At 71.7% G+C, this 25,528-nt stretch carries 21 protein-coding genes and 2 pseudogenes; 13 read left to right on the top strand and 10 right to left on the bottom strand.

Annotation, left to right across the window (positions count from 1 at the left end; translation table 11 throughout):
- Positions 1-117: 117 nt before the first annotated feature.
- Both HNR22_RS29030 and pseI read left to right on the top strand, forming a co-directional pair.
- Positions 118-1,290, top strand: a complete 1,173-nt coding sequence (locus tag HNR22_RS29030; protein WP_179783045.1) for a glycosyltransferase — start codon at positions 118-120, stop codon at positions 1,288-1,290.
- A gap of 133 nt (positions 1,291-1,423) precedes the next feature.
- The gene (gene pseI, locus HNR22_RS29025; protein ID WP_179783044.1) at positions 1,424-2,476 is read left to right on the top strand and encodes a pseudaminic acid synthase; all 1,053 of its coding nucleotides are present in this window, start codon (positions 1,424-1,426) and stop codon (positions 2,474-2,476) included.
- 134 nt (positions 2,477-2,610) lie between these two features.
- Here pseI and HNR22_RS29020 read toward each other — a convergent pair whose 3' ends face one another.
- The 4 genes from HNR22_RS29020 to HNR22_RS29005 are packed head-to-tail and all read right to left on the bottom strand — an operon-like array spanning position 2,611 to position 5,299.
- Positions 2,611-3,060 (bottom strand): hypothetical protein, encoded by a 450-nt coding sequence (locus HNR22_RS29020; protein ID WP_343060008.1) that lies wholly within the window; start codon positions 3,058-3,060, stop codon positions 2,611-2,613.
- Positions 3,044-3,799, bottom strand: a complete 756-nt coding sequence (locus HNR22_RS29015; RefSeq protein ID WP_179783043.1) for an SDR family NAD(P)-dependent oxidoreductase — start codon at positions 3,797-3,799, stop codon at positions 3,044-3,046. Before HNR22_RS29015 ends, HNR22_RS29020 begins: the two co-directional genes overlap by 17 nt.
- Positions 3,792-5,051: an AMP-binding protein gene (locus tag HNR22_RS29010; RefSeq protein ID WP_343060007.1), complete on the bottom strand. Its 1,260-nt coding sequence runs from the start codon at positions 5,049-5,051 to the stop codon at positions 3,792-3,794. Before HNR22_RS29010 ends, HNR22_RS29015 begins: the two co-directional genes overlap by 8 nt.
- Entirely contained in the window at positions 5,048-5,299 is a 252-nt protein-coding gene (locus tag HNR22_RS29005; RefSeq protein WP_179783042.1) for an acyl carrier protein, read from the bottom strand. The genes HNR22_RS29010 and HNR22_RS29005 overlap by 4 nt, the downstream gene beginning before the upstream one ends.
- A gap of 73 nt (positions 5,300-5,372) precedes the next feature.
- On the opposite strand from HNR22_RS29005, the gene HNR22_RS29000 reads away from it, so the two are divergent.
- Positions 5,373-5,909 carry a GNAT family N-acetyltransferase gene (locus tag HNR22_RS29000; protein ID WP_343060006.1) on the top strand — a complete coding sequence of 179 codons (537 nt, stop codon included), beginning with the start codon at positions 5,373-5,375 and terminating at the stop codon, positions 5,907-5,909.
- Between the two features lie 103 nt (positions 5,910-6,012).
- On the opposite strand, the gene HNR22_RS28995 is transcribed toward HNR22_RS29000, so the two are convergent.
- A complete protein-coding gene (locus HNR22_RS28995; RefSeq protein WP_179783041.1) occupies positions 6,013-7,746 on the bottom strand; it encodes a glycosyltransferase family 39 protein in 1,734 nt (577 codons plus the stop codon).
- A gap of 365 nt (positions 7,747-8,111) precedes the next feature.
- On the opposite strand from HNR22_RS28995, the gene pseB reads away from it, so the two are divergent.
- The 7 genes from pseB to HNR22_RS28960 are packed head-to-tail and all read left to right on the top strand — an operon-like array spanning position 8,112 to position 15,437.
- Positions 8,112-9,095: a UDP-N-acetylglucosamine 4,6-dehydratase (inverting) gene (pseB, locus tag HNR22_RS28990; protein ID WP_179783040.1), complete on the top strand. Its 984-nt coding sequence runs from the start codon at positions 8,112-8,114 to the stop codon at positions 9,093-9,095.
- Complete coding sequence (locus HNR22_RS28985; RefSeq protein ID WP_179783039.1) at positions 9,092-10,249, top strand: DegT/DnrJ/EryC1/StrS family aminotransferase; 1,158 nt, start codon at positions 9,092-9,094, stop codon at positions 10,247-10,249. The genes pseB and HNR22_RS28985 overlap by 4 nt, the downstream gene beginning before the upstream one ends.
- Positions 10,250-10,259: 10 nt before the next feature.
- Positions 10,260-11,108, top strand: coding sequence for a hypothetical protein (locus HNR22_RS28980; protein ID WP_179783038.1), 849 nt, complete (start codon positions 10,260-10,262; stop codon positions 11,106-11,108).
- A complete protein-coding gene (locus HNR22_RS28975; RefSeq protein ID WP_179783037.1) occupies positions 11,098-12,918 on the top strand; it encodes a class I SAM-dependent methyltransferase in 1,821 nt (606 codons plus the stop codon). Before HNR22_RS28980 ends, HNR22_RS28975 begins: the two co-directional genes overlap by 11 nt.
- Positions 12,919-12,938: 20 nt before the next feature.
- The gene (locus HNR22_RS28970) at positions 12,939-13,691 is read left to right on the top strand and encodes a cytidylyltransferase domain-containing protein (protein WP_343060057.1); all 753 of its coding nucleotides are present in this window, start codon (positions 12,939-12,941) and stop codon (positions 13,689-13,691) included.
- Positions 13,688-14,746, top strand: a complete 1,059-nt coding sequence (locus tag HNR22_RS28965) for a PseG/SpsG family protein (RefSeq protein WP_179783763.1) — start codon at positions 13,688-13,690, stop codon at positions 14,744-14,746. Before HNR22_RS28970 ends, HNR22_RS28965 begins: the two co-directional genes overlap by 4 nt.
- 55 nt (positions 14,747-14,801) lie before the next feature.
- Positions 14,802-15,437 (top strand): alpha-ketoglutarate-dependent dioxygenase AlkB, encoded by a 636-nt coding sequence (locus tag HNR22_RS28960; RefSeq protein ID WP_179783036.1) that lies wholly within the window; start codon positions 14,802-14,804, stop codon positions 15,435-15,437.
- A gap of 26 nt (positions 15,438-15,463) precedes the next feature.
- Here HNR22_RS28960 and HNR22_RS28955 read toward each other — a convergent pair whose 3' ends face one another.
- The 5 genes and pseudogenes from HNR22_RS28955 to HNR22_RS28945 all read right to left on the bottom strand — a co-directional run bounded on the left by HNR22_RS28955 (position 15,464) and on the right by HNR22_RS28945 (position 22,130).
- A complete protein-coding gene (locus HNR22_RS28955) occupies positions 15,464-15,982 on the bottom strand; it encodes a TrmH family RNA methyltransferase (RefSeq protein WP_179783035.1) in 519 nt (172 codons plus the stop codon).
- A 269-nt stretch (positions 15,983-16,251) separates the two neighbouring features.
- On the bottom strand, positions 16,252-18,735 hold the full coding sequence (locus HNR22_RS28950; RefSeq protein WP_343060056.1) for a DNA topoisomerase (ATP-hydrolyzing): 2,484 nt from the start codon (positions 18,733-18,735) through the stop codon (positions 16,252-16,254).
- Between the two features lie 249 nt (positions 18,736-18,984).
- Positions 18,985-19,746 (bottom strand): annotated as a pseudogene (locus tag HNR22_RS31955) (LAGLIDADG family homing endonuclease); the annotation flags it as partial.
- Between the two features lie 36 nt (positions 19,747-19,782).
- Positions 19,783-20,040 (bottom strand): annotated as a pseudogene (locus tag HNR22_RS31950) (DNA gyrase subunit A); the annotation flags it as partial.
- Positions 20,041-20,072: 32 nt separating this feature from the next.
- Complete coding sequence (locus tag HNR22_RS28945; protein ID WP_246381017.1) at positions 20,073-22,130, bottom strand: DNA gyrase/topoisomerase IV subunit B; 2,058 nt, start codon at positions 22,128-22,130, stop codon at positions 20,073-20,075.
- A gap of 251 nt (positions 22,131-22,381) precedes the next feature.
- Between HNR22_RS28945 and HNR22_RS28940 the strand changes: the two genes are divergently transcribed.
- The 3 genes from HNR22_RS28940 (at position 22,382) to HNR22_RS28930 (ending at position 25,508) form a co-directional block, all read left to right on the top strand.
- The gene (locus HNR22_RS28940; protein WP_179783033.1) at positions 22,382-23,080 is read left to right on the top strand and encodes a hypothetical protein; all 699 of its coding nucleotides are present in this window, start codon (positions 22,382-22,384) and stop codon (positions 23,078-23,080) included.
- Between the two features lie 207 nt (positions 23,081-23,287).
- A complete protein-coding gene (locus tag HNR22_RS28935) occupies positions 23,288-24,544 on the top strand; it encodes an SGNH/GDSL hydrolase family protein (RefSeq protein ID WP_179783032.1) in 1,257 nt (418 codons plus the stop codon).
- A 100-nt stretch (positions 24,545-24,644) separates the two neighbouring features.
- Positions 24,645-25,508, top strand: coding sequence for an alpha/beta hydrolase family protein (locus HNR22_RS28930; RefSeq protein ID WP_179783031.1), 864 nt, complete (start codon positions 24,645-24,647; stop codon positions 25,506-25,508).
- Positions 25,509-25,528 lie beyond the last annotated feature (20 nt).

The raw sequence follows: 25,528 nt of genomic DNA, 5'->3' as shown, positions 1-25,528 counted from the left end.
GGGCAGGCACCGGCCGGCCGTCGTTAACCTTCCGTCGGGCGGGAGTTCAGAGACTTCACCACCGGCGGCCACGCCGGGTTCCGGGGCCGGCCACCCTGGTCGCCGAAGGTGGCGGGCGTGGTCAATGAGCCGACGCACGCACCGCTGCTGAGCATCGTCGTGCCCGTGTACGGCGTCGAGGCGTACCTGTACCAGTGCCTCGAGTCGATCCGGGCCGACGTCCCGGCGGGCGAGTCGGACGCCGTCGAGCTGATCGCCGTCGACGACGCCTCCCCGGACGGCTGCGGCGACATGCTCCGCTCCTACGCCGCCGGCCACGACGGCGTGCGCGTCGTGCACCTGAGCAGCAACGTGGGTCTGGGCCTGGCCCGCAACGCCGGGCTCGACGTCGCCACCGGCAGGTACGTCTGGTTCATCGACAGTGACGACTGGGTGCCGCCCGGCACGATCCCGGCGGTGCTGGACCGGTTGCGCCAGCACGAGCCCGACGTGCTGATGCTGGACCACCTGCGGGTGCACGAGGACGGCCGGCGGGAGGTCGACGCGAGCAGTCACCTGTTGCGCGCGATCCCCGGCGTCAACCGCCTGGACGACCAGCCGCAGCTGTTGCGGGTGCAGCACACCGCCTGGAACAAGGTGGTCCGCCGGGACTTCCTGGACCAACTGGAGCTGCGGTTCTTCCCTGGCTGGTACGAGGACATCCCGTTCAGCCATCCCCTGCTGATCGGCGCCGAGAAGATCTCCGTGCTGGACCGGGTCTGCTACCTGTACCGGCAGGGCCGGCACGGCGCGATCACCTCCACCCGCAGCGGCCGGCACTTCGACGCGTTCGCCCAGTACGAGCGACTGTTGGACTGGGTCGCCCGGAAGCACCCGGACGAGCGGTTGCAGGCCGAACTGTTCCAGCTGATGATCAACCACTACCTGGTGGTGGTGGGCAACGACGGTCGGCTGCACCCCCATCTGCGGCGGGACTTCTTCCACCGGGCCGCCGCGCACTACCGCCGGTATCTGCCCACCGGTGGTTACCCCGTGCCGTCGGGCGTGGCCGGGCTCAAGCACCGCCTCGTCGGGCGCGGTGACTGGCTGGCGTACTCGGCGCTGCGCCAGGCACACCGGGTCGCTGGTCGCCTGCGCCGACCCGGCCCGGCGGCTGTCGACAGCGGCGCCGGTCCGGTCACCGCCGACGACGACCCGGGCCGAGCAACGGGCACCGCGACAGCGGTCGACGGCCGGCTCGCCGTGGCCACGGATCGGCGCGACGCGCTGGCCGGGAGCCGCCGGTCGTGACCGCGCCCACCGCACACCACGCCGGAGGCCGGATTGGCTTCCGGCGCCCTGGTTCTCCAGGTCGCCCGCCCGCCGGGTGGACGACGACAGCACCTCCGCACCCCGGTGCGGGCGTCAGTGAGCAGAGGTCGGAATGACGGCGACAATCAAGATCGGACCGCACGTGGTCGGTGCCGGGGAGCGACCGTTCGTGGTGGCCGAGATGTCCGGCAACCACAACGGCGATCTGAACCGGGCGCTGGCCATCGTCGACGCGGTGGCCGAGAGCGGGGCGCACGCGCTGAAGCTCCAGACGTACCGGCCGGACACCATCACCATCGACGTCGACACCCCGGCGTTCCGGATCTCCAGTGGGCACGAGCTGTGGGGCGGGGAGAACCTGTACCGCCTCTACGAGCGGGCGCACACCCCGTACGAGTGGCACGCCCCGATCTTCGAGCGGGCCCGGGAGCGCGGTCTGACCGTCTTCTCGTCACCGTTCGACGCGACCGCCGTGGAGCTGCTGGAGTCACTGGACGCGCCCGCGTACAAGATCGCTTCTTCGGAGCTGGTCGACCTGCCGCTGATCCGGCTCGTGGCCAGCACCGGCAAACCGATGGTGATCTCCACGGGGATGGCGACGGTCGCCGAGATCGACGCCGCGGTGCGCACCGCCCGTGACGGTGGCGCGGCGGGCATCGTCCTGCTGGCCTGCACCGCGTCCTACCCGGCGCCGCCGGCCGACAGCAACCTGCGCAGGCTGCCCGTGCTGGCCGGCGCGTTCGACGTGCCGGTCGGGCTGTCCGACCACACGCCCGGCATCGGGGTGGCGGTCGCCTCGGTGGCGCTCGGCGCCTGCTTCATCGAGAAGCACGTCACGCTGGACCGGGCCGACGGCGGCGTGGACTCGGACTTCTCGCTGAACCCGGCGGAGCTGACCGCCCTGGTCGCCGAGTCCGGCCGCGCGTACGCGGCACTCGGTGGCACCGCGATCGGCCCGACCCCGGCCGAGCGGGAGGGACTGCGGTTCCGCCGTTCGCTGTTCGTGGTCGAGGACGTGCGGGCCGGCGATCCGGTGAACGCCCACAATGTCCGGTCGATCCGGCCGGCCGGCGGGCTGGCACCGGTGGAGATCGACCGGGTGTTGGGCCGCACCTTCACCACCGACGTCCCCCGCGGCACCCCCCTGAGCTGGGATCTGATCTGACCGGGTCTCGCCCACCGGCGTCGATCATGGAGTTGTGGTGGACATTTACACCTGCGGTGCCCGCTTGGTTGGGCACCACAACTCCATGATCGACCGTGGGGGTGGGGTGGGGGTGCCCCGGATGTGGGGCAGCTCTACAGGCTGCGGTCAGCGGCACCCCGGCCGTCGGGGACGAAGCCCACGGTGACCACCAGGTCGGCCGTCCAGAGGGTCCGCCAGACCGCCGAGCCGTCGGCCGGCGTACCCAGCCCGTGGCGACGCCACCACGCCGCCACCGGGACGTCGGCCAGCTTGCAGCAGCACTCGGCGCGGGTCCACCGCGCCCAGAAGTCCTCCACACCGAACCGGCGGGCCAGCGCCGGGGGCACCGGAGCGGCCACGCGTTCCGCGTCGATGGCCACCCGCCACCCGGGTGTCGGCGGGCCGTACCAGCCGACGCACCGCCCGTCGTCGAGGTGACTGCGGGTCACCGCGTCGGTCAGGTCGGCGGGAGCGCCGATCCGCAGGTGCCGCTCGGCGGCGACGAGCAGACCCGGCACCGGACGGGGCCGGACCAGCCGGTCCAGGTCAGATGGAGGCGGCACCGTCCACCACGATGACCTGGCCGTTGATGTTGGTGTGCTCCCGCAGCAGCATCCGTACGACCGGCACGACCTCCTCCGGCTCGGTCAGGTGACCGGTCGGGGTACGGCGGACGATCTGCTCAAGCTGGGTCGGGCCGAGCACGGCGGACATCTCCGAGGCGAAGAAGCCGGGCGCCACCGCGTTGACCAGCATCCGGCCGCCCAACTCCCGTGCGAGCGAGCGCGTGGCGGCGTCCATGCCGCCCTTCGTGGCCGAGTAGGCCACCAGGCCCGGGAAGCCGCGCTGCGCGCAGATGGAGGTGATGTTGACGATCCGCCCGCGTAGCCCCTTGCCGAGCATCCGGCGGACCACCAGCCGGGTCAGTTGCAGCGGGGCGGTCAGGTTGGTTTCGATGATCCGGGCGATGTCGTCGGTGGCGGTGTGCACGTGCAGGGAGTCCTGCCCGATGGCCGCGTTGTTGACGATGCCGTCGATCGGGCCGAGACGCTGCTCCACCTCGCGGACGAAGCTCTGCGCGGCGCGCAGGTCGGTGACGTCCACCGAGCCGACACACACCTCGTCGGGGTGCTCGGCGGCGAGTTTCTCCAGTTCCGGGGTGACGGTACGGGCGAACGCCGCCACCCGTACGCCGGCGTCGAGCAGGTCGGTGACGATGGCCAGGCCCAGCCCCCGGGAGCCTCCGGAGACGAGGACCACGGAGCTGGGTGGGACGAGCTGGGTGTCGGCGGGGTCAGACATCGCTCTTCAGGGTCTCCTTGACGGGAATCTCGGTCAGCACGCGGATACGCCGTGGCACCGCGTGCTCGGGGAGCCGGTCGGCGCACCAGCGGACCAGCGCGGCCTCGTCGGCGGGGTCGGCCGGGTCGAGGACCACCTCGGCGACCACCATCCGGCCGAGCACCGGTGCGCGGCGGCCGGTCACGCGGGCCCAGGCCACCGCCGGATGTCCGGCCAGCACACCGCGGACCACACCGGCGGAGACCTTGCTGCCACCGACGTTGATCTCGTCGGAATCCAGTCGGCCGGTGATCAGCACCCGGCCGTTCAGAACCTGCACCCGGTCGCCGGTGCGGATCGGGCCGGCCAACCCGGCACCGTGGTACGGGGAGGTGACCACCAGCTCGTCGTCGCGGACGGAGAGCGTCGGCCGGCCGGGGGTCTCGCGGTCCAGCCAGTCGACCGGGAAGCCGGCCCGCCCGTCGTGCACCACAATGGACGCACCGACCTCCGAGGACGCGTAGATCCACGAGATCCGGGCCGTGGGGAAGACGTCGCGGAGCTGGTCCAGGATGGCCTGGTCCACCGGCTCACCACCGAGGGTGATCTGGCGCAGCGGCACCCGCGCCAGCGCGGCGGCATCGCGGTAGAGGGTGCGACGCCAGAAAGTGGGGGTGCCGGAGGCGGCGTCGACGCCGTGCGCGGCCGCGACCGTGGGCCAGTCGTCCAACTCGTCGGGCTCCACCACCACGAGGTGCTGACCGGGCTGGGTCAGCGACAGGGTGACCACCTGCCACCAGGCGTACGTGCCGGGTGCGTACGGGCAGAGCCAGGTGCGGTCGGGCTGGTCGCCCCGCACGGTGGTCAGCGTGTCGAGGGTGTGCCCGACCCGTTTGGGACGCCCGGTCGAGCCCGAAGTCAGCAGCCACAGCCGGCCAAGCTCGGCGGCTCGCGGTCGGGCCGGTGCGCTCGGGTGCACACCGTCGTCGTCGAGGACGCCCACGGTGAACCCGGCTTCGCGCAACTCCGTACGCAGCTGCGCGTCCACCCGGCTCGCGGTGCTCAGCAACAGTTCGGTGCCGTGCACCGCGTGCTGCCGGGCGGCGGTGAGCGCGTGCAGGGCGGAGCGGGCGAGCACCGCCGCGGGGTCGGGCAGCGTGGGCATCGGCAACGAACGCCAGGTCAGCGTGGCGTCACCGACGACGAGCCGGTTGTCGACACCAACAGGCTCCGGCTGCGCCGGTGTGGGGTGACCCGCCGTCGCGACGATCACTGGTGCTGGAGCTCGACGAGAAAGTCGAGGACGTCGGCGACGGTGGCGATGCGGCGCAGGCCGGGGGCGTCGAAGTTGAGCTCCTCCCCCGTCTCGTCCTCCACCCGCAGGGCCAGCTCGGAGAAGTCGAGCGACCGGAAACCGATCTCCCGCAACTGCGCCGCGTCGTCCGCGGGCAGCTCCTTGTCCTGGTTCTTGAGCACCTGAGCCATGAGGTCGCGAATCTGCGCGCGACTCAATTCGTTCATGCGCCGCAGTCTACAACCCAACGAATGCATATCTGCTTTCCCGGTAGGCCCGGGTAAGGTGCTCCGACCGGACGTGAACAGATTAGAAAGCGAGACGCACGTGCTGCGCGAAGCGACGGCGGACGACGTTCACCTGATGTTGTCCTGGCGTAATCAGGAAACGAACCGTCAGGTCAGCAAGACCAGTCACGAGATCACCGCCGAGGAGCACGCCCGGTGGTGGTCGGCGGTCCGGGACGACCCGTCCCGGCGGGTTCTGATGTACGTCCGCGAGGGCCTGCCCTGCGGTGTGGTCACCTTCTTCGACCTGCGGTTGGAGATCCCCCGATCGGGCGCGTGGGGCTTCTATCTCGACGCCGATGGGCTGGACGGGCGGGGCGAGACCCTGCCCGCCTGGCTGGGGGTCATGCGGGAGGCCGTCGAGTACGCCTTCGACGGGCTGCACCTGGACCGTCTCGACGGTGAGGTGCTTGGGCACAATACCGTCGTACGACAGATGAACCGACGTTTCCGATTCGTCGAGGGCACCCCCCGGCAGGAGCTGTCCGACGGTCGGGAAATCACGGTCATCCCGATTTCCCTGGCTCGCGCCGATCGTCGCCAGCGCTGATTGCCGCACATATTTCCGCTGCGGACCGAAACCATTAACCGACAGTGCTCCCGATGGACATCCGCCGTTCATGGACAGCGGTTTGCACCGGGGGCGCGACGGGTCAGGCTCGTCGCCAGGCCGCCCAGTGCTGCACCGGGTTGCCGCCCAGCCGGACGAAGCCGTACGCGGTGCCGTCCCAGTCGTCGGCCTGGCCGGGCGCCCAGCGGGCGAACACCACCTGCGCCGCGGCCGGCGGCTGCTCGCTGAACCACCGGACGTCGGTCCAGGTCACCTGGTGGCTGAGGTTGAACCGGGTGACGTAGTGCACGCCGGTCGAGGCCCACACCCGCTCGCCGGGGCGTACGCCGACGTCGGCGACCCGGGGCGTCGGCGCGGTGCTCGCGACGGCGGGCCGCACGATGCGGTGGTCGATCACCTGCATGGTGACGAGGTTGACCACGACGAGCACGCCGAGCACCGGCATGCGCAGTCGGGGAACCAGCACGGTGGCCACGAGCAGCAGACAGCCGGCGATGCCGACGAGCGACCCGATCACCGGCCGCATCTCCCGCAAGCCCCCGGTCAACGCCACCAGGTCCGGTGCGCTGAAACCGCCGTAGCGCAGCCGGTGGCCTCGACTGGCCACATACGCGAGCCGGACGGCGATCAGGGCGCCACCGCCGACCAGCAGGGTGACCGCGACGGCGGCCCGGCGCAGGACCACCCGGCGGCCGGCGGTGAGCAGCACCCCGAGCCCGACCAGCAGCCAGAACGGCGCCAGCATCTGCACGTAGCGGCCGTAGATCGCGTCCAGTGGCTTGCCGGTGATACCGGCCAGGATCACCGACGCGCCGCCGGCCACCCCGACGGTCACCACCAGCGCCACACCCATCGTCCAGCGGGCGGCGTCGCCGTGCCGTGGGCGCCACAGCTCGCGCACGGCGGCGGCCCAGGCCACCCCCGCCATCCCGAACGTGATCACCACGAGGTACCAGATCTGGGTGGCGACGCCCACGCTGACGCGGACCACCCCCTGGGTGGAGGCGACCGCCTCGACCGAGCCACCGCCGGGCGTGCTGCCCAGCAGGTAGACCTTGTCGCCGAGGTGACGGATGGCGGCGGCGTTGACGAGCGCCATGGCGAGCACGGGCAGCAGCGCGGCGAGAATCGCGGGCGGGCTGATTCGGCGGCGGGCGAACAGCAGCAGGACCAACCCGGCGTGCACCGCCACGATCACCAGACCCCGGGAGTGCAGCAGGTGGAACCCGCCGACCAGCAGACCGACGGTGGCGGCGGCGAGCGGACCGGGCCGCTCGATCCAGCGGTGCACGGCGAGCAGCCAGGCGACCACCAGCGGCGCCATCACCGTGTCGATCATCGCGACGCCCGCGTAGAAGGCGGTGGCCGGCAGGGTCGCCGCAGCGACCGCGCCGAGCAGCGCGTACGACCGGCGCAGGCGCAGCAGGCGGCGACCGAGTAGGTACGCCAACGGCAGCAACGCCGAGTTCACCATCGCGTTGATCAGCTGGACGAGCCGGTAGCTGTCGGTGAAGTCCCGGTCCCCGAGGAACGCCGGCGAGATCAGCATTGGGTAGCCGGCCCGGCGCAGCAGGTCGTTTTCGCTGCTGAAGCCATCCGGCCCGCCGGCCAGCGCGCGGGCGGTGTTCAGGTAGCTGTCCTCGTCGGTGTGCGCGATCGGCAACACGATGTGCCGGGACAGCCACATCCGCCAGGCGACGCTGAGCACCCAACCGACGACCAGCAGCAGTGGCATCACCCAGCGCCGCGCGGGTGCGGCCCCGGCCGTCGCCGCCACCACCTCCGGCCGTTCGATCACGTCGCTACCGGATGCCATCAACGCCTCCAGAGTTGCCAGCCGGACCGGGCCCGCGCGAACCCGGCGGGCAGGTGGGCCCGCGTCGGTGACGCTCGGGATGAGCCACCCGCACCGGGCTGGTGCGGAGGTCGGGTGAACGCGGTGACCGGCTGGGAAAGGGGCGGCCGGGCCACTCGCGCGGTCACTGTAACGGCCCAATGTGGCCAGGTCAGGCCCGTTAAGGGCGGGCTGGAAGTGTTCGCCTACGCGGTGCCCGGCATTCACAGGAGCAGGGGTCGTGGTTAACCCGCGAGCGCCGGGGAGTTAACCCGCCATGGCTAGCGTCTCACCCCGGTCGGCCGGAAGAGGGCCGCCCGTTCATCCACGATCACGGGAGCACCAAATTGAGTGAGTTGAATGGATCGTCCATTCTGATCACCGGAGGAACGGGTTCTTTCGGCAGGACCTTCCTGCGCCACCTCCTCACCGAGGCCGACCCCGCCCGTGTGGTGGTGTTCTCCCGCGACGAGCTCAAGCAGTACGAGCTGCGCCAGCAACTCGGCGACGACCCGCGCCTGCGCTGGTTCATCGGCGACATCCGGGACCGGCACCGACTCACCCGGGCCATGCACGGGGTGGACCACGTGGTGCACGCCGCCGCTCTGAAGCAGGTGGACACCGCGGAGTACAACCCCTCCGAGTACATCGCCACCAACATCACCGGCTCCCAGCACGTCGTGGACGCCGCGATCGAGGCCGGCGTCAAGAAGGTCATCGCACTCTCCACCGACAAGGCGTCCAGCCCGATCAACCTCTACGGCGCGACGAAGCTGGTCGGGGACAAGCTGTTCGTCTCGGCGAACCACTACGCCGCCCAGCACCCCACCCGGTTCGCCGTGGTGCGCTACGGCAATGTGGTCGGCAGCCGGGGCTCGGTCGTTCCGCTGTTCCGCCGGCTCGCCGCCGAGGGCAAGAGCCTGCCGATCACCGACAAGCGGATGACCCGCTTCTGGATCACGCTGGACCAGGCCGTGCAGTTCGTCATGGACTCGTTCGACCAGATGCAGGGCGGCGAACTGTTCGTGCCGCGCATCCCGAGCATGCGCATCCTCGACCTGGTCGAGGCCGTGGCCCCGGACGCCACCACCCACGAGATCGGGATCCGGCCGGGCGAGAAGCTGCACGAGGAGATGATCGCCCCCGACGACAGCCGGCGGACGTTGCGCGCCGACGGCCGGTTCATCGTCCAGCCGACCATCGCCACCTGGGGCTACCAGCCGCCGGTCGACTGCGACCCGGTGCCGGACGGGTTCGCCTACCAGTCGGACACCAACGACGAGTGGCTCAGCGTCGACCAACTGCGCGACATGCTCGGCATCGCCGCATGACGGGAATGCTCCCGTACGGCCGGCAGTCGGTCACCGAGGAGGATGTCGCCGCCGTCGCCGCCGTGCTGCGTGGCGACTGGCTCACCACCGGTCCGCAGGTGGACGCCTTCGAGGCCGACCTCGCCACGTGGACCGGTGGCGTCGGCGTCACGACCGTCTCCAATGGCACGGCGGCGCTGCACGTCGCGTACGCGGCCGCCGGGGTGGGGCCGGGTGACGAGGTGGTCGTCCCGCCGATGACGTTCGTGGCGACGGCCAGCAGCGCGGCCGCTCTCGGCGCGACGATCGTGTTCGCCGACGTGGAGGACGAGACCTTCTGCCTCGACCCGGCCGCCGCCGCCGACGCGGTCACCTCGCGTACCAGGGTGGTCTCCGCTGTCGACTACGCCGGCCACCCGGCGGACTACGACGCGTTGCGCACCTCGCTGGTGGGCTCCGACGCGCTGCTGCTCGCCGACGCGGCGCACTCGATCGGCGGGACGTACCACGGCCGGCCGGTGGGCTCACTCGCCGACCTGACCACCTTCTCGTTCTTCCCCACGAAGAACCTGACCACCGCCGAGGGGGGCGCGGTCGCCGCACTGGACCCGGCCGTGCTGAAGCGGGCCCGCCGGTTCCGCGGCGTCGGCCTGGTGCGCGAGCGCGACGACCTGCGGTTCCCCGACGAGGGCGGCTGGCACCAGGAGGTGCACGAGTTCGGGCTGAACTACCGCCTACCGGACGTGCTCTGCGCCCTGGGCCGCAGCCAACTGCGCCGGCTCGGCGAGTTCAAGGCGCGCCGCGACGCCCTCGTCGCCCGCTACGACAAGGCGCTGGCCGACCTGGACGGCGTACTCCTGCCGACCCGCAGGTCCTGGGCCGACCCGGCCTGGCACCTCTACCCGATCCGGGTGCTCGACGGTCGTCGCCGCGAGGTGTACGACCGGATGCGGGCCGCCGGCATCGGCGTCCAGGTCAACTACCTCCCGGTGCACTGGCACCCGGTCTTCGCCGACCTGGGATACCGGCGCGGGTCCTGCCCGGTCGCCGAGCGGTTCTACTCCCAGCAACTGTCGCTGCCGCTCTACCCGGGGCTCAGCGACACCGACCAGGATCGCGTCATCGACGCGCTGACCGCGGCCCTGCGGGCCGGCTCGGTGCGTTCCGCCGCCTGATGGGAACCTGATGCACCACGCCAACCACTTCTACGGCCACGCCCACGTGCTGGCCCGCTACGCCGGCCTCGGCGACCGGCACCCACCACGGATCAACGGGTACGTGCAGCACGGCTGGAACATCGGTGACGGCCTGGCACCCGGTCACCCGTACGCCGAGCGCACTCCCAGCCTGCTCTGGTCGGAACAGACCCGCCGCCGGGCCTGGTCGGTGGGGCGGCGAAACGTGGTCGTCATCGGCGCGCCGTTCGCCTACCTGCTGGCGATGCGGCCCGAGGACCCGCCGGCCGAGGAACGGGAGGGCACCATCTGGTACCCGTTCCACGGCTGGGAGGGCCAGCACGTGAAGGGCGACCACCGAAAGTTGATCGCCCTGATCCAGGCCACCGAGCCTGACCCGGTCACGGTCTGCCTCTACTGGCACGAGTACCGGATGCGCAACGTCCGCCGGCTCTACGAGCGGGCCGGGTTCCGGGTAATCTGCCACGGCTACCGGGGGCACTGGTGGAAGGACACCGACCCGGAGTTCCTCGACAAGCAACTGACCGAGCTGCGCCGTCATCGGCGGGTAGCATCCAACCGGTTGACCAGCGCGATCTTCTACGGCATCGCGGCGGGATGCGAACCGGCCGTCTACGGCGACCCGATGATCCTCTCCAATGAGGACCCGACCTTCGGTGGCACCGCCCGCATCCGTCGGCAGTGGCCGGAGCTGCACGGCGCCGAGGTCGACCTGCCCACCGCGGTCCAGATCGCCCACGCCGAGCTCGGCACGGACCACCGCTGCACGCCGGCCGAGCTGCGCGAGCTGCTCGGTTGGGCGAACCTGCAGGAGGAAGAGGACGACAGTGACGACTGAGACGGCACCCTCCGGCCGGATCACCCTGCCCGGTGGCGAGATGCTCGCCTGGTCCGACCTGCCGCGGAAGCGGTTGGCCGACGGTGGGCCCCTCGCCGCGCTCGCCGCCCGACTCGTGCCGCCCGGCGCCCGGGTCCTGGTGGCCGGCCCGCACGACCCTGCCCTGCTCGACCAGCTCGGTCACGCCGAGGTGACCTGCCTGCTGCGCAGCCACCCGGACGCGGTCGCGCTGGCTCCAAGAGCCGCCCATGTGGTGGTGGGCGGCCCGACCGGGCTTCCCGCCGACGAGACGTACGACGTGGTGATCGCCGGTGCCGGCCTGGACCCGGTGGAGTCCGTGGAGGGCGTCCGACTCGGCTGGGACGGCGTGCTGGCACGACTGGTCGCCGCCGTCCGACCGGGTGGCGCGCTGCTGCTGCGCCTGGACAACCCGCTCGGCCTGCACCGACTCGTCGCCACCACCCCCTGGTACGCCGGCCGCGACGATTCCGCCTGGACGATCGGCGGCGTCCTGGATCGCGGCCACCCGGCCAACCGGGACCAGCTACGCGAGCGGCTCACCGAGGTGGGGCTGCGCCCGGCCGCGTGCTGGGCCGCGTACCCCCACGCCGGTAGCCCGACGGCGCTGCTCGACGCCGACCACCTCGACCGGGACACCGGCTCCGGCCTCTTCGACGCCGTGCTGCACGGCGCGTGCGCCGGCGGCAACACCCGCGACACGGTGCTTCAGGACCCGGCCCGGCTGGCCGTGGACGCGCTGCACGCCGGGCGCGCCGCCGACCTCGCGCCGGGCTGGCTGGTGCTCGCCCGCCGACCCGCCGACGACCCCACCACGCCGGCCGCCGACAGGGATCTGCCGGTGGCGCTGATGCAGACCGGGCGTCCCGGCAGCGGCGTGCTTGATGTGCTGCACGGCCCGTCGGGGTGGCGCTGGGGGCGCACCGCCGCCACCGACCGGGACGTGCCGGCCGCCGCGCCGTTCGCCAGCCGCGAGGCCGCGTACCGGGACGCGGATGCGCTGTCCGGGCCGGTGCCGTCCGGCCGGCTGCTGCGTACCCTGCTGCTCGACGCGGCCCTGCGCCGCGACCTGGCGACAGTGCGCACGCTGCTGCACGGGTACGCGGGCTGGCTCGCCGACCAGGCCGACGGCGACGGCCGGATCGCCGGCGCGACGGCGCTGGCCGGCACCGACAACGTGGTGGTCGACGGCGGGCGTTACGCGGTGCTCGACCCGAGCTGGCGGGCCACCAGCCCGTTGCCCGCCGACGTGGTGCTGGCGCGCGGGCTGTGGCGGTTCGCGGCGGCCCTGCTCACCGGTGGGTACGCCCACCCGTGGTCATCCACCCTCGACGTCGCGGGTCTGACCGTGGTGCTCGGCGGCCTCGCCGGCCACGACCTGGACCGCGCGACAGTCACCGAGGCGGTGGAGACCGAGGCCGCCGTCGCCGCCGCGCTGCACGGCCTGGACCGCGACGGCACTGTCGACCTCGCCACCGAGTTGCACGCCGTCGCACCGACCGACCCTCCGGTGGGCGCGCGCAGCTACCAGCAGTTGCGTGAGGCGTGGCTGCGCCAGCGCGAGGAACTCACCCGGCTGACCGCACTGACCGCGTGGACCGAGGAACTGCTCACCTCGCGGGAACGCGCGCTGCGCCGGGCCGAGACGACGATCGGCCTGCTCAGCGGGTCGCTCAGCTACCGGGTGGGCCGACTCGCCATCACCCCGGCCCGGCTGGCCAAGCGGGGTGCCCGCGCCGCCAAACGCCGGGCCAGCGCAGCGCTCGCCCCGAAGTCTGAGGAACAGCAGTGACCGGCGTACCGGTGCCCGGGGTGGGCGCGACCGACGGCGCCGGGCCGCGGATCGTCGGCATCGTGCAGGCTCGGATGGGCTCGTCCCGGCTGCCCGGCAAGGTGCTCCGCCCGCTCGCCGGGCGTTCCGTGCTGGGCCGGGTGGTGCGCGCCGCCTCCGACAGCGGTGTCCTGGCCGACCTGGTGGTCGCGACCAGCACCGACCCGGTCGACGACGCCGTGGCGGCCGAGTGCGAACGGCTGGGCGTGCCGTGTCACCGCGGGCCGGTCGACGACGTCCTGGATCGGTTCGTGGGCGCGCTCGCGGCACATCCGGGCGACGCGGTCATGCGGTTCACCGCGGACTGCCCGCTGCTCGACCCGGAGATCATCACCCTGGTCGCGTCGGTGTACCGGGCCGTGCCCGGGCTGGACTACGCGAGCACGTCGATCGCCCGCACCCTGCCCCGGGGACTGGACGTCGAGATCATCCGAGCGGAGACGCTCCGCACCCTGGGCCAGCTCGCCACCGACCACCACCGGGTGCACGTGACCTCGTACGCGTACACCCATCCGGAGCTGTTCCGGGTGCTCGGCGTGACGCTCACCCCGGACCGCTCCCCGCTGCGGCTGACCCTCGACACCGAGCAGGACTGGGCGCTGGTCAACGCGGTCATCGACCACTTCGGTGACGTCAGCGTGCCGCTGGCCAAACTCGCCGACTGGCTCGACGGGCAACCCCACCTGCGCGCGCTCAACGCCGGCGTCCGACAGAAGCACCTGGAGGAGTCCTGAGCACGCTGCGGGTCGGGTTGCGCTGCGACGCCAGCCCACGGCGGGGCGTCGGCCACCTCGTCCGCTGCCTGGCGCTCGCCGAGGAGTTCCTCGCCCGAGGCGCCCACGTGGCCGTACTCGGCACCGTCGAACGACTCGACTGGGCGACCGCGGAGCTCGCCGCGCGGGGCATCTCCCTGCACCCGGGCCCGGACTCGCCGGCCGAGCTGGTCGAGGCGGCCCGCCGACACCACCTGGACGTGATGGTCCTCGACTCCTACGAGCTGGACCCGGCCGGGGCGGGCGCCCTGCGCGCCGCCGGGGTGTTCACCCTCGCCGTGATCGACGGGGACAGCCGGGGCCAGGTCGCCGACCTCTACCTCGACCAGAACTTCGGCGCGGAGCTGACGGGGCTGCCCGGCCGGCTGCTCGCCGGCAGCGGGTACGCCCTTCTGCGCGACTCCGTGATCACCGCCCGGCCGCCGGTCCCCCCGCCCGTCACGGCGGTCAGCCGACCCCGGGTGCTGGCCTTCTTCGGCGGCACCGACGCGGTCGGCGCGGCCCCGGTGCTGACCCGCGTGCTGGTGGCCACCGGTCACCCGATGGACCTCACTGTCATCGTCGGCCGACCCGAGATCGAGGCGGAGGTCGAGGACGTCACCCCCGGGCGTGGGCAGGTCATCCGACCGGTCCCGCCCACCACCTCGCTACCGACCATGATCACCGAAGCCGACCTGGTGGTCAGCGCCGCCGGCACCTCCACCTGGGAACTCTGCTGCCTCGGCGCACCCGCCGCGCTGGTCTGCGTGGTCGACAACCAACGCGAGTCGTACGCCCGGGTGGTGCGGAACGGCCTCGCCGCCGGCCTCGGCGAGTTGCCGGAGCTGACCGCCACCGGAGTCGCCGGACGGGCCACCCGAGCGGCAGCGGCACGGACCCTGCTGGGGCTGCTCAGCTCACCGCAGCGGCGCGCCACGCTGGCCGGAAAGGCCTGGTCCACCGTCGACGGGCGGGGCCGGGCCCGGGTCGTGGACGCGGTGCTCGACGCCGTACGCCCGGCCGCCGTCACCGGCTGACCGCCAACGGTCCGTCGATAGCACGGGTGTACGAAAGTGCTGCTAGGGTGGTTGCATGACGCAGGCCGCCTACCAGCCGTCGATGCTCGACCTGGCCGACGCCGGGCCAACTCTGGGGCCGCTGCCCGGCCAGATCCGCCGGCACCAGCTCAGCCGGGGCGCCTGGGTCGACCACCTCCCCGGCTGGGTGCAGGGCTCCGACGCTGTCCTCGACACCCTGCTCACCGAGGTCCCCTGGCGGGCCGAGCGGCGCACCATGTTCGACAGCGAGGTCGACGTGCCCCGCCTGCTCTGCTGGTACGACCCCGACCGGCAACTGCCGCATCCCGTGCTCACCACGGCACGAGCGGAGCTGACCCGGCACTACGCCCCGGAGCTGGGCGAGCCGTTCGTCACCGCCGGCATGTGCCTCTACCGGTCGGGTCGGGACAGCGTGGCCTGGCACGGCGACACCATCGGCCGCTCCGCGCACAGCGACACCATCGTCGCGATCGTCTCCTTCGGCGCGCCCCGCCCCCTGCTCCTGCGCCCTCGTGGCGGTGGCGACAGCCTGCGCTTCCCCGTGGGCCACGGCGACCTGATCGTGATGGGCGGCTCCTGCCAACGCACCTGGGAACATGCCATCCCGAAGACCGCCCGCCCCGTCGGCCCCCGGGTCAGCGTGCAGTTCCGCCCCGTCAACGTCGCCTGACGTTGTCGGCGCCGCCGCGGCCTGCTCTACAGCAGGCCGGCGAGTCTGTAGAGGACCAGCGACCCGGCGACGGCGACGTTCAGGCTGTGGCCGTGGCCGACCATGGGAATCTCCACGGCCGCGTCCAGGTGGTCGAGTGCCTCGGGTGGGATGCCGGTCGACTCGTGGCCGAGCAGCACCACGGTGCGCCCCCGAGCGGCGGGCAGGTCACCGAGCCGGACGGCCTCGTCGGCCAGCTCCACCCCGAGAATCCGGGTGCCGGCAGCCCGTTCGGCGGCCAACCACCGCAGCGGGCTGCCGACCCGGTGGACGCAGCTCGGCCGGCGCAGGGTGTTGCCGCGGGCCAGAGCCTCGTCCACCCACCGGAACGGCGGCACGGCCAGACAGGCACCGACCGCGTCGCAGGTGCGCAGCAGGGTGCCCAGGTTCGCGCCGTGCAGCGGCCAGAGTGGGGCGGCGATCAGGTGACCCCAGCAGCGATGCTGGCGGGGTCGGCGGGCGGCACGCAGCTCACGCCTTGGCCGAACCCGGATGGCGGCGCTCACGCCGCGCCGGCGACTCCGCCGGACAGAAGAAAGATCATGTGAGAGGTGCTTGGCGGCGCACCCAGGCCATCACCGACGACAAGAGCCCTCACCATACCCCGCGCGCGGACCCGGTCCGGATGGTCGTGCGGAGGTTCGAACGCCAAGATCCGCACAGCTTCAGGGAAAGTGCTGCCTGCGGCATGCCGGAGCCAGCAACTTCCCCGAAGCTGCGCGGATCTTGAGGTCGGGACACCCCGCACGCTCCGGCGGGCGGCGGGGTTGGTGGGTCAGTCGCGTTCGATGAGGTGGCCCACCACCGTTGGGCCGAGCATCACCGCGAAACCACTGCCGTCGCGGCGAGGGTCTGCCGCCGGCAGCTCCACCGGATCGCCGGTGCCGGTCGCGCCGACCGGGCGCGGGCCCACCCAGGCAACGGCCACATCCGTCTCACCCTTGAGGAAGCGGTGCGCGCGCACGCCGCCGGTCGCCCGGCCCTTCGCGGGGTACGCCTTGAACGGCGTCACCTTGACCGTCGCCCCGGTGGAGGTGACCACCATCGGCTCGCCATGCCCCGGGTCGTCGGTGCGGACCGCGCCGAAGAACGCCACCCGCGAACCGGCCGGCAGGTTGATGCCGGCCATCCCGCCGCCCTTGAGGCCCTGCGGACGGACCAGCCCGGCGGGGAAGCGCAACAGCGACGCCTCCGACGTGACGAACGTGAGCGATTCGGTGCCGTCGGTCAGCCAGGTCGCCCCGACCACCTCGTCACCGTCACGCAGACCGATCACCTCGAACTCGTCGGAGCGCACCGGCCACTCCGGAGCACAGATCTTCACCACGCCCTGCCGCGTGCCCAGCGCCAGCCCCGGAGAGCCCTCCGCCTGCCCACCCAGCGGGGCCAGGCCGACGACGGTCTCCCCCGCCTCCAACGGCACCAGCTCGGCCGCGGACATCCCGCCCCGCAGCGACACCGTGCCGGCCTGCTCCGGCAACACCGGCAGCGGCAGGACGTCGACCTTGAAGGCCCGGCCAGCACTGGTCAGCAACAGCACCCGACCACGGGCGGTGGAGTGCGCGATGGCGCGTACCGTGTCGTGCTTGACCCGGCCGTTGCGTCGACGCCCCTCGGCGCTCTCCTCCGACTCGGCCGCGGTCCGGGCGACCAGCCCGGTCGCGGAGAGGATCACCTGGCACGGGTCGTCGGTGACCTCCAGCGGCCCGGCCGGCGCGGACGCGGCCAGCACCTCCTTGAGGTCACCGTCGACCAGCGTCGTACGCCGTTCGGTGCCGAACTGCTTGACCACGGCCGCCAGCTCGTCGGAGACCACCTTCTTGAGCACCCGCTCGTCGTCGAGGATCTTGCTCAGCTCGGCGATCTCGGAGCGCAGCCGCTCCTGCTCGGTCTCCAGCTCGATCCGGTCGAACTTGGTGAGCCGGCGCAGCGGAGTGTCCAGGATGTAGGTGGCCTGGATGTCGGACAGGCCGAACCGGCTCATCAGCCCGTCCTTCGCGGCCTGCGCGTCGTCGCTGCCCCGGATCAGTCGGACCACCTCGTCGATGTCCAGCAGGGCGATCAGCAGACCGTCGACCAGGTGCAGCCGCTCCTGCCGCTTGCGCCGACGGTACGAGGTGCGCCGGGTGACCACCTCGTACCGGTGGGCCAGGAAGACCTCCAGCAGCGCCTTCAACCCCAGCGTGCGCGGCTGACCGCCGTCCAGGACCAGGTTGTTGACGCCGAACGACTGCTCCAGCGGGGTCAACCGGTAGAGGTCGGCGAGCAGCGCCTGCGGGTTGACGCCCACCTTGCACTCGACGACGAGGCGGGTGCCGCTCTCCCGGTCGGTAAGGTCCTTGACGTCGGCGATGCCGGTCAGCCGCTTGGTCTTGGTGACCTCGTTGGTGATGGCCGCGATGACCTTCTCCGCACCGACGCCGTAGGGCAGCTCGACCACCGTGATCGCCTGGCGACCCCGGCTGCCCTCGATCGGGCCGATCTCCACCTTGCCGCGCATCCGCACCACGCCGCGGCCGGTCTCGTACGCCCGGCGCACCTCGTCCAGACCGAGCAGCACGCCGCCGGTGGGCAGGTCGGGGCCGGGGACGAACTCCATGAGTTTGTCCAGAGTGGCGTCCGGGTGGTTGATCAACCAGCGGGCCGCCGAGACGACCTCGCCCAGGTTGTGCGGGATCATGTTGGTGGCCATCCCGACCGCGATCCCGGACGCGCCGTTGACCAGCAGGTTGGGGAATGCGGCCGGCAGCACTGTCGGCTGGGTCAGCGACCCGTCGTAGTTGGGCTCGACGTCGACGGTGTCCTCGCCCAGCTCACCGACGAGCAGCATGGCCTCGCGGGACATCCGGGCCTCGGTGTAACGGCTGGCAGCCGGTCCATCGTCCGGAGACCCAAAGTTGCCATGCCCGTCGATGAGGGGCACGTTGAGCGAGAAGTCCTGCGCGAGGCGGACCATGGCGTCGTAGATCGCCGTGTCGCCGTGCGGATGGTACTTTCCCATGCAGTTGTGAACGACAAAGCCCTCGGCGACGAACGCGTGCTCGTCACTGCCAACCTGGATGTCGTACGTGACATCGGGCGAAGCCGCCTCAACCGAGGTGACCCGCAGGAACGAACTGCCGACCAACGCGTCGAGCCGGGCAGCGAGCGGTGAGCCAAGGCGGCGGAGTTTGTGGATCCAACCGTCTCGTACCGCCCGCTCCAACTGGAACGACCGGTCCGCGAGCGCAACGCCGTTGCGGTCCTTGCCGTACCGCACTTTCGGGCCACCGCTCGCCGAGAGCGAGTCACGGAACGCCTGTCCGTCCTGGTCCCGGAACCACCCGCCGCCCTGATGCGCTGCCGTGAACTCCGCGATGACCGGACCGTACGGTAACCGGTCGTTGCCCTGCTTGCCGCTGTACTCGTAGCCGATCTCGGCGACCCGCTGCAAGCCGTCGTGCTTGTATCCGATCCGCACCCAGGGCAGCAATAACCGGGCAAGGTCCGCGGCGTCCCGCCCGCTGACCGAAAGACCAAAAAGCGGATTACCCGCGGAGGCGCGCCCGCTGGTCCAGTGGTGCCCGTGCAGCCCCAGGTCGGCAAGCATGGCGTAGATCTGCCGCACCAGCACCTCGCTCGTGCTGACGAAGACGATCTCCCTGAAGCGCTTACGGACGTACCCGTCCCCGTCGAAGAAGCCGGCGAGGAACGGCACCCATGCCGACCGGTTCGTGACGATGTCGCCCGGCACGTGCTTGTCCCGGCTGAGCGGGCGTGTGGCCTCCAGCAGCCCCTCGTGCCGGCTGAAGGTCAGAATGTGCTGGTCGCGATGGAGAGGATTGCGTGCCTCGCGCTTACCTCTGGAGACGTTCAATCCACTAGCGACCGCCCAGCCGTGAGCGACATCCAGCGGCTCGACGTCACACATGTGGATCCGGACCCGGCCGTCCGCTTCGCGAGACCGATGGGCGGGGAAGCCCTCAGCCACCAGCAGCCCGCGAACATAGTCGTAGACATCACCGGCAGGCGTCGACACCGCATTGCGGCGACTGCCATACGCCAATGCCAGTCGCCCCGAGAGATCCCGAGCCTCCGCCCATTGAACCGAAAGGTCATCGGCGACCACGCGGAAGCGCTGGCCCGGCGTGACGAGCATGGTGTGCCCGTTGCTCCAGGTCACGCGCACGAGTTCGGAGGCCGGATTCCGATAAACAGCAGTCACCGGCACGGAGACTCCGTCGCCGTCCAGCACGAGGTCCCCGACCTTGATCTCCTCAATGGCCCGCAAACCGTCGGGCGTCGAGACGAGTGTGCCGGCAACGAAGCAGTCCCCGACAATTCGGGCAGACTTCACGTGCCCGCGATCCGGGCGGTAGCCCTGCTCGTACATCGACCAGAGGATGCGCCGGTGCACGGGCTTGAGGCCGTCACGCGCGTCGGGCAGCGCGCGGGAGTGGATGACCGAGAACGCGTACTCCAGGTAGGAGTCGGAAACCTCGGTGACCAGCGGGTTGTCGAAGACCCGCGCGCCAGCCTGGTCGAACGAGGAGAGGTCGACCTTGTTTTCCTTACGGCGTGCCATGACTCAGCTCTCCATCGGAACGGAACGGGCGCTCATGCGTCGATCGCATCCCGGTCGACGCGGTCGGCGGAGTCGATCAGCCAGTTGCGGCGCGGCTCGACCTTTTCGCCCATCAGCAGTTCGAGGATGCGTTCGGCGGCATCGACGTCGTCGAGGGTGATCCGGCGTACGGCGCGGGTGGCCGGGTTCATCGTGGTGTCCCACAGCTCGTCGGCGTCCATCTCACCGAGACCCTTGAAGCGCGGGATGGGTGTGACGATCTGCTTGCCGGCCTTCTCCAGCTTGCGGACCGTCGTCTCCATCTCGGCCTGGGTGTAGGTGTAGACAGTCTGCGGGCTGCGGCCCTTGGTGGTGATCTTGTGCAGGGGCGGCATCGCGGCGTAGAGCCGACCGGCCTCGATCAGCGGGCGCATGTACCGGGCGAAGAGGGTGATCAGCAGCGTGCGGATGTGCGCGCCGTCCACATCGGCGTCGGCCATGATCAGCACCCGGCCGTAGCGCAGTGCCGAGAGGTCGAACGTGCGCCCCGAGCCGGCACCGAGGACCTGGACGATCGCCGCGCACTCGGCATTGTCCAGAACCTGCTGGAGGTTGGCCTTCTGCACGTTGAGGATCTTGCCGCGGATCGGCAGCAGCGCCTGGTATTCCGAGGATCGGGCCATGCGGCTCGTCCCGAGGGCGCTGTCCCCCTCCACGATGAACAGCTCACTGCGGTCGATGCCGGTGGCCCGGCAGTCGACCAGCTTCGGCGGCATGGACGCGCCCTCCAGGGCGGTCTTGCGCCGGGCGGCGTCCTTCTGCTGCTTCTGGGTGAGCCGCACCCGGGCCGCGTCGACGATCTTCTGGAGGACCGTGCGGGCCTCGGCCTTGGTGCGCCGGTCCTCCAGCCAGGCCTTGACGTGCGCGTCGACCAGCGTCTGGAGAACCTTGGTGATGCCGGTGGTGGAAAGCTCGTCCTTGGTCTGCGAGGTGAACTGCGGCTCGGGGATCCGCACGTGCACCACAGCGGTCATCCCCTCCAGGACGTCGTCCAGGGTGGGCGGCTCCTCCTTGGCCTTGAGCAGGCCGCGGGTGTTGCGGATCGCGTCGGCGAGCGAGCGGACGAGGGCCCGCTCGAAGCCCTTGCGGTGGGTGCCGCCGTGCGCGTTGCGGATGGTGTTGGTGAAGCACTCGACGGTGCGCTCGTAGCCGGTGCCCCACCGGAACGCCACCTCGACCTCGGCACGCCGCTGCACGTTGGACTGCATGACGCCGTTGGCGTCGGCGGCGTTCTCCCGGTAGGTGCCCTCGCCGTTGACCAGCAGGATGCCGGAGACCGGCCGGTCGCCGGCCGGGGCGAGGAACTCCACCATGTCGCTGAGCCCGTTGGGGTAGTGGAACCGCTCCTCGGCGGGCGCCTCGCCGGTCAGGTCGCGCAACAGGTAGGTCACGCCGGGGACCAGGAAGGCGGTGTTGCGCAGCTTGGTGCGGACCGCCTCGACGTCGAGCGCGGCGCCGGTCTCGAAGTAGCGGGCGTCGTGCCACCAGCGGATCGACGTGCCGGTGCGCTGGCCGCGCTTGACCGCGCCGACGACCTGGAGCCCGGGGCCGGCGGTGAAGGGCGCGTCCGGCCCGTCGCCGTCGAAGATGCCCGGGACGCCGTGCCGGAACGACATCGCGTGGATCTTTCCGGCCCGGCGGACGGTCACGTCGAACCGGCGGGACAGCGCGTTGACCGCCGAGGCGCCGACGCCGTGCAGGCCGCCGGAGGTCTTGTAGCCGGAGCCGCCGAACTTGCCGCCAGCGTGCAGCCGGGTGAGCACCAGCTCGACGCCGGAGATGCCGGACTTGGCGTGCACGTCGGTGGGGATGCCCCGGCCGTCGTCGTCGACCTGCACCGAGCCGTCGGCGTGCAGGATCACCTCGACGGTGCTGGCGTGACCGGCGACACCCTCGTCGGTGGAATTGTCGAGGATCTCGTTGACGAGGTGACCCACGCCACGGCTGTCGGTGGAACCGATGTACATGCCGGGCCGCTTGCGGACAGCGTCCAGCCCCTCAAGGTGGGTGAGGTCATCGGCCCCGTACAGGGTGTCAGGCTCTGCGGTCAACTGGTCGTACTCCCCGGTCTCGGCGGTGTGCAGCCGGTCACCGGCGACATCAGCCGGCGTGGCGCGCCGCAGCGAGCCTAGCCCGAGGCTAGGACAACTCCCGGAGGGCCCGCGCGACCCGCCGCGCGGGAGCCTCCGGACGTGAGCGAGGAAACAGCCTGCGGGTGATCACGGGACCACGCAGAGGCACCGTCGTCGGTACGCTCCCATGATCACGGCTGGTCGAGGGCATTCGTCGGGAGGCGACCGGGATGGACGAGACGACACGTGACGCCCTGCGACGCTCCCTCGGCACCCGCGCCCGGCGGTGGCTGCTCGTGGGCACCCTGCTGGCGGGTGTGCTGTGCGCGGTGGCGCTGGTGGCGGCGGCGGCTCCCGCCGACCGGACGTTCGCGGCGCTCTCGGAGACGGTCCAGAGCCTGATGTCGGTCGTGACGCCGCTCTTCGGCATCCTGCTGGTGCGCGACCTGCGGCGGGCGCCCGGCTCCGCCCGGGTCCTGCCCAGCGTGCTCGCGGTGGGGCTGCCGGCCGTGGTCATCGGTGTCGTCGGGGTGCTGATCTGCGCGGCGACGCTGGCGCTCACCCCGGCCGAGGTCGCCGACGAGCCGTGGCGGCACGCCGGCACGGTCGCGGTGGGCAGCGTGCTGGTGCAGGTCGTCGCCGGCCTGGTCGGCACCGGGCTGGGTCTGCTGCTGCGGTCCACAGTGGTCGCGTTCCTCGCCACGATCGTCCTGCCGCTGGGCCTGTTCGGGCTGTTGGGCGCCGCGGACGCCCTCCGTCCGGCGCAGCCGTGGCTCACCCCGTTCGGCAGTGTCCGCAACCTGCTCTCGGGGGACATGACCGTGCTGCGGTGGGCGCAGTGGTTGTGCGTACTGCTGCTCTGGGGTGTCGGCCTGAACGCCGCCGGCGCGGCCGTGCTGAAGCGCGGCGGCGATCTGAGCGGCAGGTAACTCGGCGCGGCCACCCGGCGAAGGCCGGCGTGCTCGACGGCCGCGGTCACCCGAAACTCCTGGTCCGCCTCGGCGAGGCGCACGGTGCGCCTACGCGCGCATGTCTTTCATCGAACGATTCTGTTACGGGCCATTGACGCCCATCGCACAGGGGTGATCTGATCGCGCCCTCAGAGAATCTTTCATCTTTCGATGGATGGGGGCCCCATGCCCAGGTTCCGCCGTACCGCGCTCGCCGCGGGACTAACGATCGCCATGGCCGCGCTGTCGACCGCCGTCGCGCTGCCCGCACCCGCGTCCGCCGCGCTGCCCACCGCCGCGGTGGCACTCGGGGACAGCTTCATCAGCGGCGAGGGCGCCGGGGCGTACACCCCGGTGGTCGACGTCAACGGGGTCGCCCAGGGCTTCCCCGGCTGGACGGCGGCGAACAACAACGCCTTCTTCTGCCACCGATCCGCGAACGCCTCGCTCAACAAGGCCAACCTGCCGGGCATCCAGAACCGGTTCAACCTGGCCTGCTCCGGCGGCCAGCCACGCGACATCGCCACCGCCTCCGCCGCCCGGGAGAAGGGCCGCACGGTGGCCGCGCAGATCGACCAGCTCCGCGCCGTCGCGCAGACCCAGGACATCGACCTGGTGCTGATCGGCCTGGGCTCCAACAACAGCTCGTTCACGTTCGGCAGCGTGGCGGAGAAGTGCGCCAACCGGTTCATCGCCGACGCGTGGACCGGCTGGTGGGAGTTCTGGGCGTACCTGGGCGGCCCGGTGGAGCAGAAGCCGTGCAGCGACGCCGACCTGGCCACCGCCGCGCAGGTCAGCGCCGCGACCGCGGAGACCATCGCCGCCGTACGCCAACTGCTGACCACCCTGAACCAGGTGGACGCGGACGGGCAGCACCGGGTGGTGTTCCAGGACTACACCAACCCGCTGCCGCTGGACCTGAACCCGCAGTTCCACGAGGAGGACAGCCGGGACGACACCCGGGACAAGTTCCGCGACCTGGGTGCCGAGCGGTACGCGGCCGGCTGCCCGATCCACCGGGCCAGCCTGGCGCCAGGGCACCGCTTCTCGCAGGGCCTGGGGACCATCGTGAAGACCACCCGGGACACTCTGGCGGCCGAGTTCCCTTCCAACGACCTGGTGTACCTGAACGTGCAGCAGGCATTCAACGGTGCCCGGCTCTGCGAGCAGACGACCAGCCCGACGGGCTCGCTGGCCACTCCGATCCGGCTCCAGGACGGCGCGACCGGCACCTTCGTCACCAGCCTCGCCGGCAAGGACAAGCTCGACATCCAGCGGATCGCGAACACCTGCGTGAGCTACTTCCAGACCTGCCAGGAGTCGTGGCACCCGAACGCCGCCGGGCACCAGGTGCTCGGCCAGTGCCTCGCCGGCGCCGCCACCACCGCCGCCCGAGCGGTGTCCTGCGTCCGCGCGGGCAACGGGACCATCTCCGTCTCCTGATCGCGTCGTCGTCTCGGAGGCCCCGCCGATCGGCGGGGCCTCCGTCGTGTCCGACCACCTGTGGCTACCCGCCAGTAACGTCAGGCCGTAGGCTGGGCCGATGAACGGGGAACCGGAGTACGCGCAGGAGTTCGTCGAGGTCGACGGTGGTCGGCTGGGTGTGCAGGTTTACCCGGAGCCGACCGGTGTGACGGATGCGCCGGTGGCCGTGATCTGGCCCGCGATGGGGGTCCGCGCCCGTTACTACCGGCCCTTCGCCGCCGAGCTGCGCGCCGCCGGGCTGGCCGTGGTCGTCGCCGACCTGCGTGGCACCGGGGCGAGCACCCCCACGCCGAGCCGGGCCGACCGGTACGGCTACCCGGAGCTGGCCGACGACGTCGGCGCCGTGCTGGCCGCGCTCAAGCCACGACTGGACGGGCGCACCCGGTTGCTGGTCGGGCACTCGCTCGGTGGGCAGGCCGCCCTGCTGCACCTCGCCCTGCACGGCGGCGACGAGGTGGACGGGTTGGCGCTGATCGCGGTCGGCATCCCGTACTGGCGAAACTATCCGGGTCGGCGCGGCCTCGGCGTGCTGCCGTACACCCAGGGGATCGCCGCCACCACGGCTCTGCTCGGCGTGTGGCCGGGCTGGGGGTTCGGCGGCCGGCAGGCGCGCGGCGTGATCCGCGACTGGGCATACACCGCGCGCACCGGCCGGTTTCCCCGGCTCAACGGCACGGACACCGAGGCGGCGGTACGCGCGGTGCGGACACCGGTGCTGGCCGTCAGTGTGGACGACGACCAGTTCACCCCACACGAAACCGTGGACAACCTCTGCGGGAAGCTCGTCACGGCCCCGGTGACCCGGGAGCGCTACACAGTGGCACAGGCCGGCGCGCCGCTGGACCACTTCACCTGGGTTCGCGCGGGCGCACCGCTGGCGCGTCGGGTCGCCGAGTTCGCCAGCGACCTGCCGCCACGCTGAGTCGTACCGGCCGGTCGCGG

Origin of the sequence: Micromonospora jinlongensis, from assembly GCF_013410645.1 — a bacterium.
GTDB classification, from domain to species: domain Bacteria; phylum Actinomycetota; class Actinomycetes; order Mycobacteriales; family Micromonosporaceae; genus Micromonospora; species Micromonospora zamorensis.
Note: the sequence above shows the minus strand (reverse complement) of the source record. Positions and strands in the feature narration are given on the sequence as shown.

What these genes read in the sequence shown, in the direction of transcription:
- pseI (WP_179783044.1), top strand. Translation starts at nt 1,424, where the DNA reads ATGACGGCGACAATCAAGATCGGACCGCACGTGGTCGGTGCCGGGGAG.
- HNR22_RS29015 (WP_179783043.1), bottom strand. Translation starts at nt 3,799, where the DNA reads ATGTCTGACCCCGCCGACACCCAGCTCGTCCCACCCAGCTCCGTGGTC.
- HNR22_RS29005 (WP_179783042.1), bottom strand. Translation starts at nt 5,299, where the DNA reads ATGAACGAATTGAGTCGCGCGCAGATTCGCGACCTCATGGCTCAGGTG.
- HNR22_RS28995 (WP_179783041.1), bottom strand. Translation starts at nt 7,746, where the DNA reads ATGGCATCCGGTAGCGACGTGATCGAACGGCCGGAGGTGGTGGCGGCG.
- HNR22_RS28985 (WP_179783039.1), top strand. Translation starts at nt 9,092, where the DNA reads ATGACGGGAATGCTCCCGTACGGCCGGCAGTCGGTCACCGAGGAGGAT.
- HNR22_RS28980 (WP_179783038.1), top strand. Translation starts at nt 10,260, where the DNA reads ATGCACCACGCCAACCACTTCTACGGCCACGCCCACGTGCTGGCCCGC.
- HNR22_RS28960 (WP_179783036.1), top strand. Translation starts at nt 14,802, where the DNA reads ATGACGCAGGCCGCCTACCAGCCGTCGATGCTCGACCTGGCCGACGCC.
- HNR22_RS28940 (WP_179783033.1), top strand. Translation starts at nt 22,382, where the DNA reads ATGGACGAGACGACACGTGACGCCCTGCGACGCTCCCTCGGCACCCGC.
- HNR22_RS28935 (WP_179783032.1), top strand. Translation starts at nt 23,288, where the DNA reads ATGCCCAGGTTCCGCCGTACCGCGCTCGCCGCGGGACTAACGATCGCC.
- HNR22_RS28930 (WP_179783031.1), top strand. Translation starts at nt 24,645, where the DNA reads ATGAACGGGGAACCGGAGTACGCGCAGGAGTTCGTCGAGGTCGACGGT.